This is a genomic window from Acidiphilium sp. PM (assembly GCF_000219295.1).
Lineage (GTDB): Bacteria > Pseudomonadota > Alphaproteobacteria > Acetobacterales > Acetobacteraceae > Acidiphilium > Acidiphilium multivorum.
The window spans coordinates 1-16,597 of the sequence record NZ_AFPR01000538.1 but is presented as its reverse complement, the minus strand read 5'-3'; the positions used below and the strand labels follow the sequence as shown (position 1 = coordinate 16,597).

General features: G+C 64.3%; 14 protein-coding genes and 1 pseudogene. 10 read left to right on the top strand and 5 right to left on the bottom strand.

Annotated features, from left to right (window positions below; all coding sequences use genetic code 11):
- Positions 1 to 151, top strand: a 151-nt coding sequence (locus tag APM_RS17705; RefSeq protein WP_007424770.1) for an IS3 family transposase, incomplete at its 5' end; no start/stop codon positions are given.
- Positions 152 to 248: 97 nt separating this feature from the next.
- On the opposite strand, the gene APM_RS17700 is transcribed toward APM_RS17705, so the two are convergent.
- Complete coding sequence (locus APM_RS17700; protein WP_007424769.1) at positions 249 to 1,214, bottom strand: LysR substrate-binding domain-containing protein; 966 nt, start codon at positions 1,212 to 1,214, stop codon at positions 249 to 251.
- Between APM_RS17700 and APM_RS17695 the strand changes: the two genes are divergently transcribed.
- Positions 1,213 to 2,238 (top strand): MBL fold metallo-hydrolase, encoded by a 1,026-nt coding sequence (locus APM_RS17695; RefSeq protein WP_007424768.1) that lies wholly within the window; start codon positions 1,213 to 1,215, stop codon positions 2,236 to 2,238. The genes APM_RS17700 and APM_RS17695 overlap by 2 nt on opposite strands.
- A complete protein-coding gene (locus APM_RS17690; RefSeq protein ID WP_007424767.1) occupies positions 2,235 to 3,191 on the top strand; it encodes an alpha/beta hydrolase in 957 nt (318 codons plus the stop codon). Before APM_RS17695 ends, APM_RS17690 begins: the two co-directional genes overlap by 4 nt.
- A 162-nt stretch (positions 3,192 to 3,353) precedes the next feature.
- Here the strand turns inward: APM_RS17690 and APM_RS17685 are convergent, their stop codons facing one another.
- Complete coding sequence (locus APM_RS17685) at positions 3,354 to 4,130, bottom strand: helix-turn-helix domain-containing protein (protein ID WP_039889177.1); 777 nt, start codon at positions 4,128 to 4,130, stop codon at positions 3,354 to 3,356.
- 107 nt (positions 4,131 to 4,237) lie between these two features.
- Here APM_RS17685 and APM_RS17680 point away from each other — a divergent pair, with 107 nt between their 5' ends.
- Positions 4,238 to 5,053: a sulfite exporter TauE/SafE family protein gene (locus tag APM_RS17680; RefSeq protein WP_007424765.1), complete on the top strand. Its 816-nt coding sequence runs from the start codon at positions 4,238 to 4,240 to the stop codon at positions 5,051 to 5,053.
- A 207-nt stretch (positions 5,054 to 5,260) separates the two neighbouring features.
- Here APM_RS17680 and APM_RS23035 read toward each other — a convergent pair whose 3' ends face one another.
- The 3 genes and pseudogenes from APM_RS23035 to APM_RS17660 all read right to left on the bottom strand — a co-directional run bounded on the left by APM_RS23035 (position 5,261) and on the right by APM_RS17660 (position 9,666).
- Positions 5,261 to 7,969, bottom strand: coding sequence for an autotransporter-associated beta strand repeat-containing protein (locus APM_RS23035; protein WP_007424764.1), 2,709 nt, complete (start codon positions 7,967 to 7,969; stop codon positions 5,261 to 5,263).
- A gap of 325 nt (positions 7,970 to 8,294) precedes the next feature.
- Positions 8,295 to 9,154: pseudogene (locus APM_RS20810) on the bottom strand (IS5 family transposase).
- A gap of 65 nt (positions 9,155 to 9,219) precedes the next feature.
- The gene (locus tag APM_RS17660; RefSeq protein WP_007424761.1) at positions 9,220 to 9,666 is read right to left on the bottom strand and encodes an Lrp/AsnC family transcriptional regulator; all 447 of its coding nucleotides are present in this window, start codon (positions 9,664 to 9,666) and stop codon (positions 9,220 to 9,222) included.
- 114 nt (positions 9,667 to 9,780) lie between these two features.
- On the opposite strand from APM_RS17660, the gene rocF reads away from it, so the two are divergent.
- The 6 genes from rocF (at position 9,781) to APM_RS17630 (ending at position 16,563) form a co-directional block, all read left to right on the top strand.
- The gene (gene rocF, locus APM_RS17655) at positions 9,781 to 10,740 is read left to right on the top strand and encodes an arginase (protein WP_007424760.1); all 960 of its coding nucleotides are present in this window, start codon (positions 9,781 to 9,783) and stop codon (positions 10,738 to 10,740) included.
- A gap of 2 nt (positions 10,741 to 10,742) precedes the next feature.
- Positions 10,743 to 11,813 (top strand): ornithine cyclodeaminase, encoded by a 1,071-nt coding sequence (locus APM_RS17650; RefSeq protein ID WP_007424759.1) that lies wholly within the window; start codon positions 10,743 to 10,745, stop codon positions 11,811 to 11,813.
- A gap of 96 nt (positions 11,814 to 11,909) precedes the next feature.
- Positions 11,910 to 12,878: an alpha/beta fold hydrolase gene (locus APM_RS17645; protein ID WP_007424758.1), complete on the top strand. Its 969-nt coding sequence runs from the start codon at positions 11,910 to 11,912 to the stop codon at positions 12,876 to 12,878.
- A gap of 17 nt (positions 12,879 to 12,895) precedes the next feature.
- Positions 12,896 to 13,345 carry a DUF962 domain-containing protein gene (locus tag APM_RS17640; protein WP_007424757.1) on the top strand — a complete coding sequence of 150 codons (450 nt, stop codon included), beginning with the start codon at positions 12,896 to 12,898 and terminating at the stop codon, positions 13,343 to 13,345.
- Between the two features lie 130 nt (positions 13,346 to 13,475).
- Positions 13,476 to 15,320 (top strand): alpha/beta hydrolase, encoded by a 1,845-nt coding sequence (locus tag APM_RS17635; RefSeq protein ID WP_007424756.1) that lies wholly within the window; start codon positions 13,476 to 13,478, stop codon positions 15,318 to 15,320.
- 604 nt (positions 15,321 to 15,924) lie between these two features.
- Complete coding sequence (locus APM_RS17630) at positions 15,925 to 16,563, top strand: transposase (RefSeq protein WP_050807226.1); 639 nt, start codon at positions 15,925 to 15,927, stop codon at positions 16,561 to 16,563.
- Positions 16,564 to 16,597 lie beyond the last annotated feature (34 nt).

Sequence of the window (16,597 nt, the reverse complement as noted above, 5' to 3'; positions counted from 1 at the left end):
TGGCCGCCGCAGGGACGAATGCCTCAACGAGCATCTGTTCCGCAGTTATCACCACGCAAGAGACATCATCGAAAAATGGAGGATCGGCTACGACCTGAACAAACCACACACGAGCCTCGACGGTCTCACCCGGACCGAATTTGCAAACTAGTCCAGAGCGGACCAAAACACGAACAGCGCCAACTTATGGACGCTGACAAATTGGGGAGCAGGTCAATTCCCTAATTCATTCGACATTCGGAATCGACTCAGCTCGGTTGCCTGACCGAGGATCGAGCGATCTCCGAAGCGGACGCAGCCTGCAATAGCGGCACGACCTGCGCCCGCAGCCATGCGAGTGCCGGATCACGGTCGTTCTGCATCGACCACACCAGAGCCACTGAAGGCAGGCGGAGGTCGAGTGGAATCTCCGCGACCGTGAGGCCGAAGCGCGGCGCATAGCGTGCTGCCATTCGCGCTGGCAACGTGGCGATGACCGGTGCCTCGGCGGCAGTAGCCAGAACGGTGAGAAAATCGGACGCCGCCAGCACCACATGCAGCGCCTTGCCGGCGCGCGCCAAAGCCTCGGACAGGCAGCCCTGGATATCGTCCTTCAACGTCATCAATGCATGCGGATGCGCAATGTAGTCGGCAGCGGTCAAAGGCAACCCGGGCTGCACGAGATCCGGATTGAAACAGCAAGCAAGTGACTGTTCAAACAGCAGCGTGCCGCAATGCCGTTCCAGTTCGTAGTCGAAACAGCCGATGGCAAGATCGAGTTCACCGTTATCCAGCATGCGATGTGCGTCACCCCGCGCAACCGAGCGGGTCAGCAAGCTGATGCCCGGAGCATGGGCCTGCAAATAGGCAGTCAGCCTGGGGAGCAGTAGAATCTCCAACTCAGACGAAAAGCCAAGCCGTACTATTCGCGTTTCGGATTGCGGGTCGAAGGGCTTGCCGTCTGTCAGGATGTTCTGAATCTGCAACAGAAGCTCGCGCAGCCGCGGCGCCAGCGCGATCGCCTTGGCAGTCGGATTCATCGCCGTGCCGACACGGACCAGAACCTCGTCATCCAGGAGAAGCCGCAGCGTTGACAGCGCGTGGCTCATGGCCGGTTGACCGAGTTTCAGCCGCTGCGCCGCCCGCGTCACGCTGCGCTCGGTCATCAGGGCGTCGAAGGCGACCAGCAGGTTGAGGTCGAAGGAACGGAGATTGAAGTGATCGATAGAGCGCATGACCGAAATCGATTTGCATGATGACCCCACGGACCATTGCTTCCCGTTCATGACGCAGCAATCCTCCAACGGCGCAGAACCCCCGCTCTCCTTCCGGGTCGGCGATGCGCTCGTGACCCGTATCCCTGAACTCCGCTGGACGAATGCCGATCCTGCCCGGCTCTATCCCGATCTCGACGCCGCAGCACTGGGCGCCTATGGCAGCCAACTTTCGGCCGGCTCCTACAATCCTGATACGGGCAAGCTCGCCCAGGGCACGCATTCCTGGCTGGTGCGGCATGCCGGGCGCGTCATTCTGATCGACACCGCCACCGGCAACGACAAGCCGCGGCCCAGCGCCCCGATGCTGGACCGTCTCGACACGCCCTATCTGTCCCGCCTTGCGGCCGCCGGGGTGACGCCGGAACAGGTCGATCTCGTCCTGCTGACGCATATTCATGCCGACCATGTCGGTTGGAATACGGTGCTGCAGGATAACACCTGGCAACCGCTCTTCACCCGCGCACGACATGTCTATTCCGAAACAGAGGCGCGTTACGCCGCCGCCTTGGACGGCTTCGCGCCTGCGCCCGATCTGCCTCCAGCAGATCTCGGCCGCGCGGATCATCCGCCCATGCCGCAGGTTTATACAGATAGTCTGAAACCCGTAATCGACGCCGGCCTGGGCCAGGCCATCGCGATCGACGGCAAGGAGATTGCGGACGGCCTCTCCTTCCATCCCGCACCCGGGCACAGCATCGACCATGCCGTTATCCGCCTACGCTCTCGCGGTGAGGAAGCCTGGTTCATCGCCGATATCATGCATCATCCGCTGCAGGCGTACCGGCCCGATCTGCGGTCGGTCTACTGCGAGTTTCCCAAGACAGCAGAGCAGTCGCGCCGCGGTGTATTGGCGCAAGCCGCTGAAAGTGGTGCTCTCTGCTTTTCCGCCCATTTTGCCGAAAGCGGCGCCGGCCGTATCACGCGGAACGGCCCAGGCTTCGCCTGGAAGTTCGTAAATCCCAAGGAAAACTCTGCATCATGAGCGACCTCGCCACCGAAAACCGGCTCATCCCGAGTGATACACCGGGCATTTCCCTCCATCTCCGCCGCAAGCGCCGCACCGGCATCGCCGCCTTCGGAGCAGAACGCACCCTGCTGCTCATGCATGGCGCGACGCTCCCGGCCGAAAGCCTCTATGACGTGCCGGTCGGCGAAGGCGCTTTCATGGATGTGCTGGCAGAAGCAGGCTTCGATGTCTGGGCGCTGAATGTGCGTGGCTTTGGCGGTTCGACCCGCCCCGCCGGCATGGTTGGGGCGCCGGACGCAGCCCCGCCTCAAGTCTCCACCGCGGAAGCGGTACGCGACCTGGCTACTGCTGTGGATCACATCCGGGCCGCGCAGGATCTTCTTCAGTTGACTCTCATCGGCATGTCCTGGGGCGGCACGGTGACTGGCACCTACAGCGCGACTCATCCCACCAATGTCGCGAAACTCGTCCTCATCGCCCCGCAATGGCTGAGCGACGGGCCGCCGCGCATTGATCCGGGTGGCCCGGTGCCGGCCTATCGCCGTTTCGATGTCCATGCCTTCCGCAACCGCTGGCTTGAAGGCGTGCCGACCGAGCGGCAGGAGGAGATTTTGCCCAGCGCATGGTTCGCCGCCTGGGCCGAAATCATTCTGGCGAGTGATCCGGCGTCCAAGGACGGCATCATTCGCGCCCCTGCCGGCGTCATCCAGGATGTGCGGGATTATTGGTCCGTTGGCCGCCCATTCTATGAACCGGAAGCGATCACCGCGCCTGTGCTGCTGCTGCACGGCGAATGGGATCTGGATGTGCCGCTGCCGCGCATGTCGGCCCTCTTTCAGCGCCTCACTGGTGCCCGCTATCGGCGCTGGATCGAGATCGGCGAAGCCACACATATGATGGTGATGGAACGCAACCGCTGGCAAATTCTGAGCGAAATCCTGCTTTTCCTCCGCACATTGCCTGGATAGCCGCAGCTCGCGATGCATCGCGAGTGGTCCTGAAAGCAGTGGGCTTTCGGTAGAAGCTCGAGTGCAAGGGCGTATGCAGGCCGCAGTTTGATGCCGGAATTGGCCATCCGGTTCACTGGGCGTCGTGACAGTCGTCCGCAGGCGACTAAATCTGGTGCCCGATCACACCCGGTGCCGCATGAAGGCGGAAGGTGGTCTGTCCAGGATCCGCTTGAACATTGTCGTAAAAGCCGCCGGGCTTTCGTATCCCTGATCCAGTGCGACGACCGTAACCGGTGTCCCGTCCGCGAGACGCGAGAGCGCAGCCAGGACGCAGGCCCGCTGACGCCAGTGGAGGAGAGTAGTCCCGGTTTCACGCAGGAAAAGACGGTTGAGGCTACGCCGACTCATGGCAAGGCCGCGGGCCCAGTCATCGGCCGTAATCCGGATATCGGGGGCGTGCAGGAAGCGACGGCACAGCTCCAGCAACGCGGGGGACGCAGGAAGCGGCACATGAAGGGGTAAAGCCGCGGCACGGCCGATCTCGTGCAGCAATAGTTCGAACAAAGCCCCATCCCGTTCCCCGGCTTTGTAGTCCGCAGACGCTTCCACCGCTTCGATAAGCAATTGTCGTAACAAGGGCGTCACTTGCAGCACTTCGCAGAATTGCCCGGAGCGTGGTGCGACAGGTGGATCGACATACACACTGCGCGTGCTTGCGCGCTGCATCAGGACCTGATGCGGATGGCCCGCCGGGATCCAGACCGCTTGCTGCGGCGGCACGATCCAGGTGCCGTTTTCCGTGTCCACCCGCATCGTACCCACGGCGGCGTAGAGCAGCTGCGCGCGGACATGGCAGTGCCATGATAGCAAGGTCCCGTCCGGGTAGTCTGTGCCGAAGGCCAATACCGGCCGATCGATGCCGTCGCTGCGGGCGACAGGGATCTGGCGGCTGTTCATCGTGGCGTTCCCGCTTTGGCGCATTCTCGAAAATATCTGACCTATCATCGCAAGCATGGCAAGATTTATCTGTGTAGAGCGATCCTGTTCGAAAGCGGGAATACGGCGTGCTGACCTACCTGATTCTGACTGTCTTTGGCGTCCTCAGCGGTGTGACAACGGTGCTCTTCGGCTTTGGCGGAGGCTTTGTCATCGTCCCGCTGCTCTTCTCGATCCTCACGGTGGATCTGGGGCGGGGTACGAGCGCGAATCCTGCCGCCATGCACGTGGCGGTTGCCACGTCGACCGCAGTAATGGTGGTCAACTCTTTCATGGCGACGATGCGACACGCACGGCTCGGCAACCTCGTCGCGGCTGAACTCTGGCCACTCGCAGGATACATCGCGATCGGCGCAGGTATCGGAGCGATGCTTGCGACCAGCGCTTCCGATGACGTCATGCGCTGGGCCTTCGTGGCCTACCTGGGCGTGACAATCCTGGATTGCCTGCTGCGGCGCGGCTTCCTGTCCAGGGCAGCAGACGACGGCCCCCTGCCGAGGATGCCGGCCCAGTTTACGGCCGTTGCCGGTATCATCATAGGCACGATTGCGACCTTTCTCGGCGTGGGGGGCAGCGTGATGACGGTTCCGATGAACCGGCGGCGGGGCATGGACATGACTCGGGCCACGGCCATGGCAACGCCGCTCACCCTGCCGGTGGCATTGGTCGGCGCGGGCATCTACATGCTGCTGCCAGCCGATGCCGTAGCGGTCTCGCAATGGCAAGTGGGGAGCGTCGATGGGCTCGCCTTCGTCGTTCTCGTGATCGGGTCCCTGCTGGGCATCCGCGCGGCAGCACCCTTCATCGGGCGGATTCCGGATGGCTGGCACGCCCGGACCTACCTGCTTCTTCTGGTCGTCGTGCTGATCGGCATGATCGTCTGATCGCCCGCGGAAGCAGGCCGTCCGCGCCGTCGTCGGCCTTTCCCTTCACGCGATCGCCGGGGCGGCACAAAATTACGCCCAGGGGCGGTCGCCGACAGACGTGGGAAAGCGCTCGCGAGAGGGAATTCTGTGCACGTGGGTGCCAGAGAGATTAAAGACCGCCCCCGCTATGTCGCTGGGGATGGGCGAAGCGACGCGTTTGCGCCGCTACCAGACATAGCGCACGGCGAAACCGAGATCTTGCATGGAGCTGTTATCGCCCCACGCTCCCTCCCAATAGACGTCACCGCGCCAATGTCCGGTTCCGATCACTTTCACTCCCGCGCCTGCCGTGTAAGCTGCTGTTGCTGCCACGGTCGCCGTCTGCACCGAACTCGCGAGTTGCAGCGTCTCAACGTTACTGTAGCGGCGCTGTCCGACGCTGCCATAGCCGCCGGTTGAAACGAACGGTTCGACAGTTCCGAAAGATCGGCGCAGGACCATGCCTCCGGTTATGCCCGCGGAGATCCGGCCGAGATCCGTGGCAAGCGCCTCATAGGTCAGACCCAAGCTGCCGGCCTCAGTCTCCACCACCGTCCCGATCTGTGTATGAGCGTAGGCCGCCTCGATATCCGGAGCCAGGAAGAACAGGCCCTGCCGCAGCGCATACTGCGCCCGCATCGCTGCCACGTCATAGAGTCCAGCCCCGCCGGCACGGGCACCGATGCCGAATTCCGGCACCGAGCGCTCGAAATTGTCAGAGAGACCGCCCACCGCATTACTGAAGGATATCTGGAGATGGCGATGATGATAAATCCCATAGAGGGCGATGCCGGTCTCTGTATTGTTTACCGTGCCGTAGCGGCCACTCGTGCCCGTGAACAACGCATTCACGGCAAAGCCCGCAATCCAGACAGGCGAGATCGGAAAGCCGCGTCCGACCAGCGTTCCGCCGGTGTGGAAGTCGAAGCCATTCGCGCTCCCGAAATTCCCGAGCGCATGCATCCAGACGCCCGAACGCGCCGAACCTGCACTATCGCCGCCAAGGATTGCGTCAATGTCGTCGAACAGCGCCTCGTTGATGGCGAACCGGCTCGCAACATAAGCCCGGCCGCTATCGACCAATACCGGCTGCGGGCTGAGTTCGAGATACACATCATCCGGCTGGTAAACAACGCTGGGGAGGATGTAAGGGCCGAAGCTGCCCGCGTAGCCGACCTGCGAGAAAGTCCCGGAGACCCCGCCACTCGCGTGGATAAGGTCGTACTTGCCGCCGATTGCGTAGGTGCCAGAGCCGAGATCGATACCGAGCGCGCCGGAAAGCGTCGCCCGTACGCTCGCCAGCAGCGGAGAATAGCCGGTGCCGATCGTCGGGGTCGCACGGAGCACCAGCAAGCCGCTCCCGCTCTGGATGTAGTCGCCGCTGAGCCTGACCGATTGCCTGGAGCCGGAGAGATCGAATGTCGCGTTGTTCGCCACCGCGGCGGAATCGGCAATTCCACCAGCGCCCGAGAGCGCAAGCGTGCCGGCATCGATCATCGTCGCGCCCGTGTAGGTGTTCGCCGCCGTCAGCACCAGCGCTCCGCCACCCTGCTTCACGAGATCACCGGCGGGACTCCCCGGGGTCGCGTTGGAAATCACGCTGCCGATCGTGGTGGTTTTGCCGCTGGCAATATCGAAGGTCGGATCGCCCTCGAGCACGATCGGGTCAGTTATGGTCGTCGTACCGGTGACACTCAATTCCGCGGGCATCGTGGCCGTACCCAGAAGCGCAAGCGTCCCCGAACCCAGAGCGCTCGCAGATGCGATCTGCAACGTGGCGCCGGCCAGGACCTGGATACCGCCGGTGAACGTATTCGCCCCGACGGGATCAAGGACGATGACGCCGCCGGCACCCGGATTGGACGAGATGATCAGATGCCCTGGCGTGCTGCCATTGGCATTCGAGAAGACGCCTGTGAAGACCAGCGTATGGCCGGCGGCATTCAGTGTGCCACCCTTGCCGGTGATGGTGAAGGAGGCAGACGAGGTGGCGTTGGCGTCGTTGGTCAGGCCGCCACCGTCGAACTCGGTGGTCAGCGACGATCCGACGTCAGATAATTGCCCGCCCTGACCGGAGATATTGGATTGGGAGAGAAGGAAGCTGACGTAGCCGTTTCCAGAATTTCCGGCGACCGAGATGGCGTTGCCGGAGCTGCCGGCGGTCGCCGAGATCAGTGTGAACCCGCTTGCTTCGTAAGAACCGCCGCCGCCACCGCCGAAGCTCAAATATCCCGAGCCGCCGCCGCCGCCCGAATAGCCACCACCGCCGCCGCCTTCGGTGGTGCCGGCTCCGCCGCCACCATAACCGCCCGCCTCGCCGTATCGGGCAACACCGCCAACGAGAGACGGGTAGGCGGCGCCGCCGGTCGCGAAAGAACCGCTGTTCTGCCCAGCGGTGAGAAAGCCGCCCCCGCCCCCACCATGGTCGTTGGGGTTAGCTGCGCCGCCATCGCCGTTGCTACCGCCGGCCCCGGCGCCCGCGCCACTGCCAGAGGCACCGGAGGTCGTGACCTGTCCGCCGCCGCCGCCGCCTCGATTGGAGCCAGCGCCGCCGCCGCCGCCCGCGACCACAACCAATGTATTGCTCGACTCATCGAAAACGAAGCTGCCGCCCCCGCCGCCCCCGCCGCCATAGGTCGAGCTGCTCCCGGCGCCACCTGCAATGAGGTTCAGGACCTCGCCCGCGGAAAAATCATAGTGGCCGACGATCACGGCACCGGCGCCGCCTTGCCGTGAATTGCCACCATCGCCGCCCTGGGCGCCCGCGACTGTGATCTGGTAGGTTCCCGTGATCGCGATGCGCAGGGTTTGGGCGGCGCCGGTATAGCCAAAGGTGACGCTCTGAGCCCAGGCATTACCGACAATTGGCAAGCAGGCGAGAAGGATGCCCGCCACGAGAGTCCCGCGGGATTTCGACGCGGCGAGGCGAGATGTCACAACAAGCACAATCCGGAGTTTCTGGCATGGCGGGTGAGGAAACCGCATATCCACTTTCTTGCTTGTGATTCGATGAGGCGAAAATCCGTTTCGTCGTCTTTAGGCAGCAAAGGGTTAATATTGTGAGTATCCGTTCAGGCAATGAGCCGGAAATGACGCCCAAGGCCTTGCCGAAATGGCTCAGCAATGGGGAAGCGACGTCGCGATCGCCGTGCGCAAAGACTCGGGATGAAGTCTCTTGTCGCCCTCAATGAGTGGTTGGGCAGCACTTTAGGTTCTGGCCTCAACTGATCCATGAGGTGACGGCGAGGACGAGACAGATACCTGCGAGGACGTTTCGTGCGGTTTTGTCGTACCGTGTGGCGATGGCACGCCAGTCCTTGAGCCTGTAGAAGGCGCGCTCGATGAGATTGCGCTTTCTGTAGGCGACGGGGTCGAAGGCCGGTATGGCGCGACGGTTGGGCATTGGCGAGATCACTGGCCTTGTGCCCTGCCTGGTGAGGAAGGCGCGGAGGTCATCGGCGTCGTAGGCTTTGTCGGCGATCGGGTCTTCTGACGGCGGCATGGTGGGCAGAAGGGCTCGGGCGCCGCTGATGTCGGACGCCTGTCCTGGCGTCAGCAGGACGGCGGCGATGCGCCCCTGCTCATCCGCGACGGCGTGGATCCTGGTCGTCCGTCCACCCCTCGACCGGCCGATCGCCTGGCTTTGCACCCCCCTTTTACCGCCCGCGGCCGCACGATGTGCCCGAACCAAGGTGCTATCCACCATGGCGATACGCGGCGGATCCGCGCAGGCGACAAGAGTGGCAAAGATCTCCCGCCAGAGGCCACGCTGGCTCCAGCGGTTGAACCGGTTGAATTCGCTGGTTCGTGGCCCTTAGAGCACTTTCCGATCCATCCGGATCGGATGTAGTGCTCTATAATATTGATAATTAAAGCATCTTTATTCGATCAGATGACTCCATCTGATCGGATGATGCTCTAGGCATCCGGAAGCGCTCGCCATCGCGAGCCCTCGCGAAAGCGATGCAGGATGCCGCTCAGCACCCGGCGCTCGTCAACCCGCGGTTTGCCGCCGAAATCCGGCGGCAGTGGCGCAATCGCTGCCCATTGCGTGTCGTTCAGCCAGAATAGCTCCGCCATCTTCCAAGCCCTCCGCAGAGACTTGAATCAAACGCGCCGCCGTAGTCATGCAATAGGTACAGAACCTAGAGCCGCGCTCTTGTGCTGCGCGGGGTATTGAGCAGCAGGTTAGTCTCGCTGGCGGTAATGCCGGGAATCAGCCGGACCCGGCGCAGGATGCCATCCAGATCGGCGAGGGTGGGTGAGGCCAACTCGACGATGAGATCCCACCGGCCATTGGTTGTATGGATCTCGACCACCTCGGGAAAGGCGCTGAGGGCGCGGACCACCCGGTCGGCGGCATGGCCTTCAACCTCGATCAGCATGAGGCCGCGTACCGGTGCGGCAACGGTATCGGCCCGCAGGATCACCGTGTAGCCGATGATCACGCCGCTCCGTTCCAGTCGGTCGATCCGTGCGCGAACCGTCGCCCTCGACACGCCGAGTTCGATCGCGAGGTCGGAAATGCTTCGCCGGCCGTCATGGCGGAGAAGGGTGATCAGCCTGTCGTCGAGCGGATCGTTCTGTACCATGAAGGAGGTGCCATTCTGATCAATTCAGCTTTTCAGAATGCTAGATACCACTTGAAAACATGTCAATTTTCCGGGTGCATTCCGCCGCCAGCCTCTGGTTTGATGTGTATGGCAATGGTGACGGAGGAGCAATCGATGATGCAGCGGAAGCAATGCCGGCTGATCGGTGTTCCGGTGCAGGATGGCGCCGGCAGGCCTGGTTGCGAGATGGGGCCGAGCGCGTTCCGAGCCGCAGGAATCGCGAGCGCCATCCGCGATCTCGGTCACGCGGTGGACGATCTCGGCAATATCGCACCCCGTCCGACAGCATCGAAGCCGCATGGCAACGGCACGGTGAAGTGCCTGCCGGAGGTTGCCGGATGGACGTCTTCTCTGGCCGAGGCTGCCTATTCGGCATTCGATGCCGAGGATGCCTTTCCGGTCTGCCTCGGCGGCGATCACAGTCTCGCTGCCGGGTCGCTGACCGGCCTGGCCCGCCGGGCGGCGGAGCGGCAGCGCGAATTCTTCGTGCTCTGGCTCGACGCCCATCCCGATCTCCACACGCTTGATACGACCCGAAGCGGCAACCTGCACGGCGTTCCGATGGCCTATGCCACCGGGCAGGCTGGGTTCGAGGGCTATTTCCCGCCGGCCGCGGCACGCATCCGTCCGGAAAATGTCTGCATGCTCGGCATCCGCAGCGTCGATCCGGCGGAGCAGCGCATCCTGGAAGGCGCCGGCATCACGGTTTACGACATGCGCGCCATCGACGAGCACGGCGTCGTCCCCCTGCTGCGTGACTTTCTTGCCAGGGTGGCGGCGGCGAACGGCCACCTGCATGTCAGCCTCGACGTCGATTTCCTCGACCCAGCAATCGCGCCCGGCGTCGGCACCACGGTTCCCGGCGGGGCCACCTTCCGCGAGGCGCATCTGGTGATGGAGATGCTGCACGACAGCGGCCTGGTCGGCAGCGTCGACCTCGTCGAACTCAATCCCTTTCTCGATGAACGCGGCCGCACCGCCATCCTGATGGTGGACCTGCTGGCCAGCCTGCTCGGCCGCCGCGTGCTCGACTATCCCACACGGAGCTTCTGATCATGATCCCGAACCTGAACATCGTGCCGTTCGTCAGCGTCGACAACATGATGAAGCTCGTGCTTCGCGTCGGCATCGAACGCTTCATCGCCGGCCTCGCCGAATATGTCGAGGAGGATTTCCGCCGCTGGGAGACCTTCGACAAGACGCCTCGCCTCGCCTCGCACAGCGCCGAGGGCGTGATCGAACTGATGCCGACCAGCGACGGCCGCACCTACGGCTTCAAATACGTGAACGGCCATCCGAAGAATACGCGCGAGGGGCGGCAGACCGTGACCGCCTTCGGCGTCCTGGCCGATGTCGGCACCGGCTATCCAGTCTTGCTGTCGGAAATGACGATCCTGACCGCCCTGCGCACGGCGGCGACCTCGGCGGTGGCCGCCCGCCACCTCGCGCCGCGGGATGCCGCGTGCATGGCGATCATCGGCAATGGCGCGCAGTCCGAATTCCAGGCCGTGGCCTTCCGCGCCCTGCTCGGCATCCGGCAGCTTCGCCTCTACGACATCGATCCGGCGGCAACGCGGAAATGCATCCGCAACCTCGCCGGGTTCGGCTTCGACATCACGCCCTGCCAGTCGGCGGAAGAGGCGGTGGCCGGCGCGCAGATCGTCACCACCGTGACGGCCGACAAGCAATACGCCACGATCCTGACCGACAACATGGTCGGCGCCGGCATCCACATCAACGCCGTCGGCGGCGATTGCCCGGGCAAGACCGAACTGCATCGCGACATCCTGATGCGCTCCGACATTTTCGTCGAATACCCGCCGCAGACGCGGATCGAGGGGGAAATCCAGCAACTCGCGCCGGATCATCCGGTGACCGAACTGTGGCAGGTCATCACCGGCGCCGCGCCGGGCCGCGCCAATCCGGGGCAGATCACCCTGTTCGACTCGGTCGGCTTCGCAACCGAGGATTTCTCGGCCCTGCGCTATGTGCGGGACCAGTTGGCCGGAACCGGGCTCTACGAGGGACTCGACATGCTGGCCGACCCCGACGAGCCGCGCGATCTGTTCGGCATGATCCTCCGGGCGGCCGCGCCGGCGCCGGCGAAGGCACCGGCCGGGGCCTGACCCGTACCCGGCGGGGCGCTGTCGCGATTCTTTGTGCGTCATCCCCTTTGATTTCCCTGCCGTTTGCGTCAATCTGTATCCGCGAGAGGAAATCGGATGCAGAACCAGAACACCGAAAGCCCGGACCGACCCCGAGATTTGCCGATCGCCGACGAGCAATTCTGCGACCTCGCCGGCGGGATGCGCCTCTGTTACCGGGTCCGCGGCAACGGGCCGCCGATCCTGCTGATCGCCGGCCTGCAATTGCAGTTGCACTCCTGGCCGGTCGCCATGGCGGATGGGCTGGTCGAGCGCGGCTTCAGCGTCATCACCTTCGACAATCGTGACGTCGGCCGCTCGTCCCGCATCGGGATCGCACCGCCCTCGAAGCTGCAACTGCTCCTGCGCCGGGCCCGGACGCAGGACTACGACCTGACCGACATGGCGGCGGACGCCGCCGGCCTGCTCGAATACCTTCGCCTCGGCCCCGCGCATGTGGTCGGCATGTCGATGGGCGGGATGATCGCGCAGACCCTGGCGGCGACACGGCCTGACCTGGTGCGCAGCCTGACCTCGATCTTCTCGACCACCGGCGCGCGGCGGGTTGGCCAGCCGGCGCTGGCCTCGCTGCTGCGCCTGCTGCAGGGGCCGCCGCGCACGCGCGAGGCGGCGGTGCAGCGCTTCGTCGACTCGATGCGCGCAATCGGAGGCCGCGGCTTCCCGATCGATGCGGCGGCGCTTGCCGATTACGCCGGCAAGGCCTGGGATCGTGGCGGCCCGGACCGCGATGCCGGCATCGTGCGGCAGATCACCGCGATCGTGAAATCCGGCGACCGGACCGCGATGCTGCGGCGGATCACCGCGCCGACCCTGGTGGTGCATGGCGACCGGGACCCGATGGTGCACCCGAGCGGTGGCCGCGCGACCGCGGCGGCGATCCCGGACGCGCGCCTCGTCGTCATTCCCGGCATGGGCCACGACATCGCGCCGGGCGTGGTGCCCCGGCTGCTCAACCTGATCTGCGACAATGCGGCGCGGCCCCCATCCGCGGCCGCCGGTTCCGGATCGCCCGGTCCAACACGCTGACGCGCAGGAAATCCGCCATGGACACCACCCTCGAACAGAAGCTGCTCCACTACGCGGAGAGCCACAGGAATCGCCGGAATGTACTGATCCATTGCGTATGCGTGCCGGCGATCGTCTTCGCGGTGGTGGGTGGGCTGGTGGCGATCAATCCCGTCGTGGCGGGTATCGCGCTGATCGCCGCCGTCATCTACTACGCCTTCATCGACCCCGATCGGATGGTGGCCTTGCGCGCCGCGGCGGCGATGGCGGCCGTCCTTGCGGCGATGCTCGCGCTCTGGACCCTCGTCATTCCGCCGTCAGCGATCCTGCCGCTCGCGCTTGGCATTTTCGTCATCGCCTGGATAGGACAATTCGTCGGCCATCACATCGAGGGCCGCAAGCCGTCCTTTTTCGACGATCTCCGCTACCTGCTGGTCGGCCCCCTGTTCGTGATGCACGAAATGCTGCCTGGCCGGCGGCAGACGTGACCGTGGCAGACATCGTGCCTCCCACCCGCCGCCGCTCTGGTTGACCTGCGTCAAGGCTTCACCCGGAAGAACGTGGAATAGAAAGCCGCGCGGCAGGAGTTGGGCCGCTTCAATTGCGGTGGAGCCGGCCATGGCGGATCGAAAACATCCTGCGCGGCAGCCGCCGCGCCGCCCCCCGCCGCGGGAAGTGCGGCCCTCGCCGAACGCGCCCGTCCTGCCTTCGCGTCGCCGGGCCGATAGCGGCACGACCGCCATGCCGGGCTTCGCGACGTTCGACCGCCTTTCGCGCGCGATGTTCGCGCGGATCAGCCAGGGTGTGTCGCCGCTCGCCGTCGCCGATGCCTGGACAGACTGGGCGCTGCATCTCGAACTGGCGCTCGGCAAGCAGGAGGCCCTGGCGATGCGCGCGGCGACGTTTCTGCTCCGGCTCGGCTTCTGGCTTCCTCGCGCGGCCATCGGCGAACCTGAAAATCCGCCCTTGCGCCCCCCCGAGGGAGATCGCCGCTTCGCCGATGAAGGCTGGTCGGCCTATCCGTTCAACGCCATCGTCCAGGGCTTTCTCGTCGCCGATGACTGGTGGCGGGAGGCAACACGACAGGTGCCCGGGCTGGTGCGGCGGCACGAAGCCGAGGTCGCCTTCATGGCGCGGCAGATCCTCGATATTGCCGCGCCCACCAACATCCCGTGGTTGAATCCCGAAATCATTCGCCGGACCTTGCAGGAAGGCGGGTTCAATCTGCTTCGCGGATGGTCGAACTGGATCGAGGACGCGGAACGTCTTCTGGCCGGGCAGGGCCCCTATGGCGCGGAGGCGTTTCCCGTCGGCGAGGTGGTCGCGACGACGGCCGGAAAAGTCGTCTACCGTAACGAACTGATGGAGCTGATCCAGTATGCGCCCGCGACGGCAAAGGTCGCGGCCGAGCCTGTGCTGATCGTGCCGGCGTGGATCATGAAATACTATATCCTCGACCTGACGCCCGAGACGTCGCTGGTTCGCTATCTGGTGACGAACGGCCATACCGTCTTCATCATCTCGTGGATCAACCCCGACCGGCACGATCGCAACGTCGGCCTCGACGATTACCGGCGCCACGGCGTGATGGCAGCCCTCGATGCCGTATCCCGCATCGTGCCCGACCGTGCCATTCACGCCTGCGGGTATTGTCTTGGCGGAACGATCCTCGCGATCGCGGCTGCGACCATGGCGCGGGATCATGACGACCGGCTGGCGAGCCTGACCCTGCTCGCCGCGCAGACCGACTTCGCGGATGCCGGGGACCTGATGCTTTTTCTCGACGAGCGGCAATTCCTCCTGCTCGAGGACCTCATGTGGGATCAGGGCTATCTGGATACCCGGCAGATGGCCGGAGCATTTCAGGCGCTGCGCTCCAACGAACTGGTCTGGTCGCGGCTGATCCGCAACTACATGCTGGGCGAGCGTGACAGGATGACCCCTCTGTCGGCCTGGAACAGCGACCAGACCCGCATGCCGGCACGTATGCACAGTGAATACCTTCGCGGGCTGTTTCTCGAAAATCGGCTTTCAGCCGGCCGTTTTGCGGTCGAGGGGCGGGTCATCGCCCTGCGGGACATCCGCGTCCCGCTGTTTGCCGTTGCCACCACGCGCGACCATATTGCGCCCTGGCGTTCGGTCTATAAGATCGCGCTATTCGCAGATACGGATATCACGTTCGTGCTGGCATCCGGCGGGCACAATGTGGGAGTCGTGAATCCGCCGAACCAGTCCATAGGCACATTCCAGATCCTGACGCGCCGCCACGGCGAGCGCTATGTCGATCCGGACACCTGGGCAACGCTCGCCCCGGAGCGCCAGGGAAGCTGGTGGCCGGCGTGGCGTGACTGGATCGGCGGCGTCGGCACGGGCTGCGCGGCAGATCCGCCGCCGATGGCAGCGCCATCGCGAGGATTGCCGGTGCTCGGCGATGCGCCGGGGGCGTATGTGCACGAACGTTAGGTTCTGGACTTAACTGATCCACGCGGTGGCGGCGAGGACAAGACAGATACCAGCGAGGAAGTTTCGTGCGGCTTTGTCGTAGCGTGTGGCGATGGCGCGCCAGCCCTTGATCCTGCAGAAGGCGCGTTCGATGAATTTGCGCTTCTGTAGGCGACGGGATCGAAGGCCGGCATGGCTTGGCGGTTGGGCATGGGTGAGATCACCGACCTGCTGCCCTGCCGGATGAGGAAAGCGCGGCGGTCGTCGGCTCTGTAAGCCTTGTCGGCGATCAGATATTCTGGCGACGGTATGGTCGGCAAAAAGGCTCGGGCGCCGCTATTTCGGATGTCTGTCCTGGCGTCAGGAGGATAGCGGCGATGCGCCCCCTCCTCATCCGCGACGGCGTGAATCGTGGTCGCCCGTTCACCCCTCGACCGGCCGATCGCTTGGCTTTGCGCCCTGTACCTATCTGGACCTATCTGGCCGCGGCTTATGATTCTTCATAGCCGTGTCGGGCTGATCGGTTGAGAGCAGCCCTTTTGCCCCCTTTGCCGTTGAGCACCTTGGGGGGTTACGCGCGCCTCATCCGGTCGCCCGTTTTGTACGCCCAGTGGGGAGTCGCGCCTTGACTGATTGCAGCCGTGAGCGCCAGTACAGGGAACGGCGAAGCGGCGCGGCGGCTTGGCACAACAGCAAGCGGGAGGTAGCCATCGACACTGAATCGCTCGCCCTCGTCGGCATTGACTGGGCGAGCAGCGCACACCAAGTCCGCTCGATGGGAGCCGAAGCAGCCGGTCCAGCGAGCGTTCGCCATAACGCCGCCGGGATCGGCGCTATGGTCGATTGGTTGTGCAGCCAGGCCAAGCAGCCGGGCCAGGTCAGCGTTGCAATCGAGACGCCGCATGGGCCGGTTGTCGAAGCGCTGTTGGACCGCGGCATCGCCGTGTTCGACATCAACCCCAAGCAGCTCGACCGTTTCCGCGACCGCTTCTCGCCGGCCGGTGCCAAGGACGACCCCCGCGACGCCCTGGTGTTGGCCTCGTCGCTGCGCACCGATTGTCACTGTTTTCAGCGCGTGGAAGCACTGGACCCTGCCGTCGTGGAATTGGGCGAGTGGTCGCGTATGGCCGAGGAACTCAAGGGGGAGTGTATCGGTCTGGCCAACCGCGTCCGTCAGCAACTTTGGCGATACTACCCGCAGGTCCTCGATCTCACCGAAGACGTCGGCACCGACTGGGCGCTGGCGCTGTGGGCACTACCCTGAATTTTGTGTGTGGTTTGGATAATGGGTAGAAAGG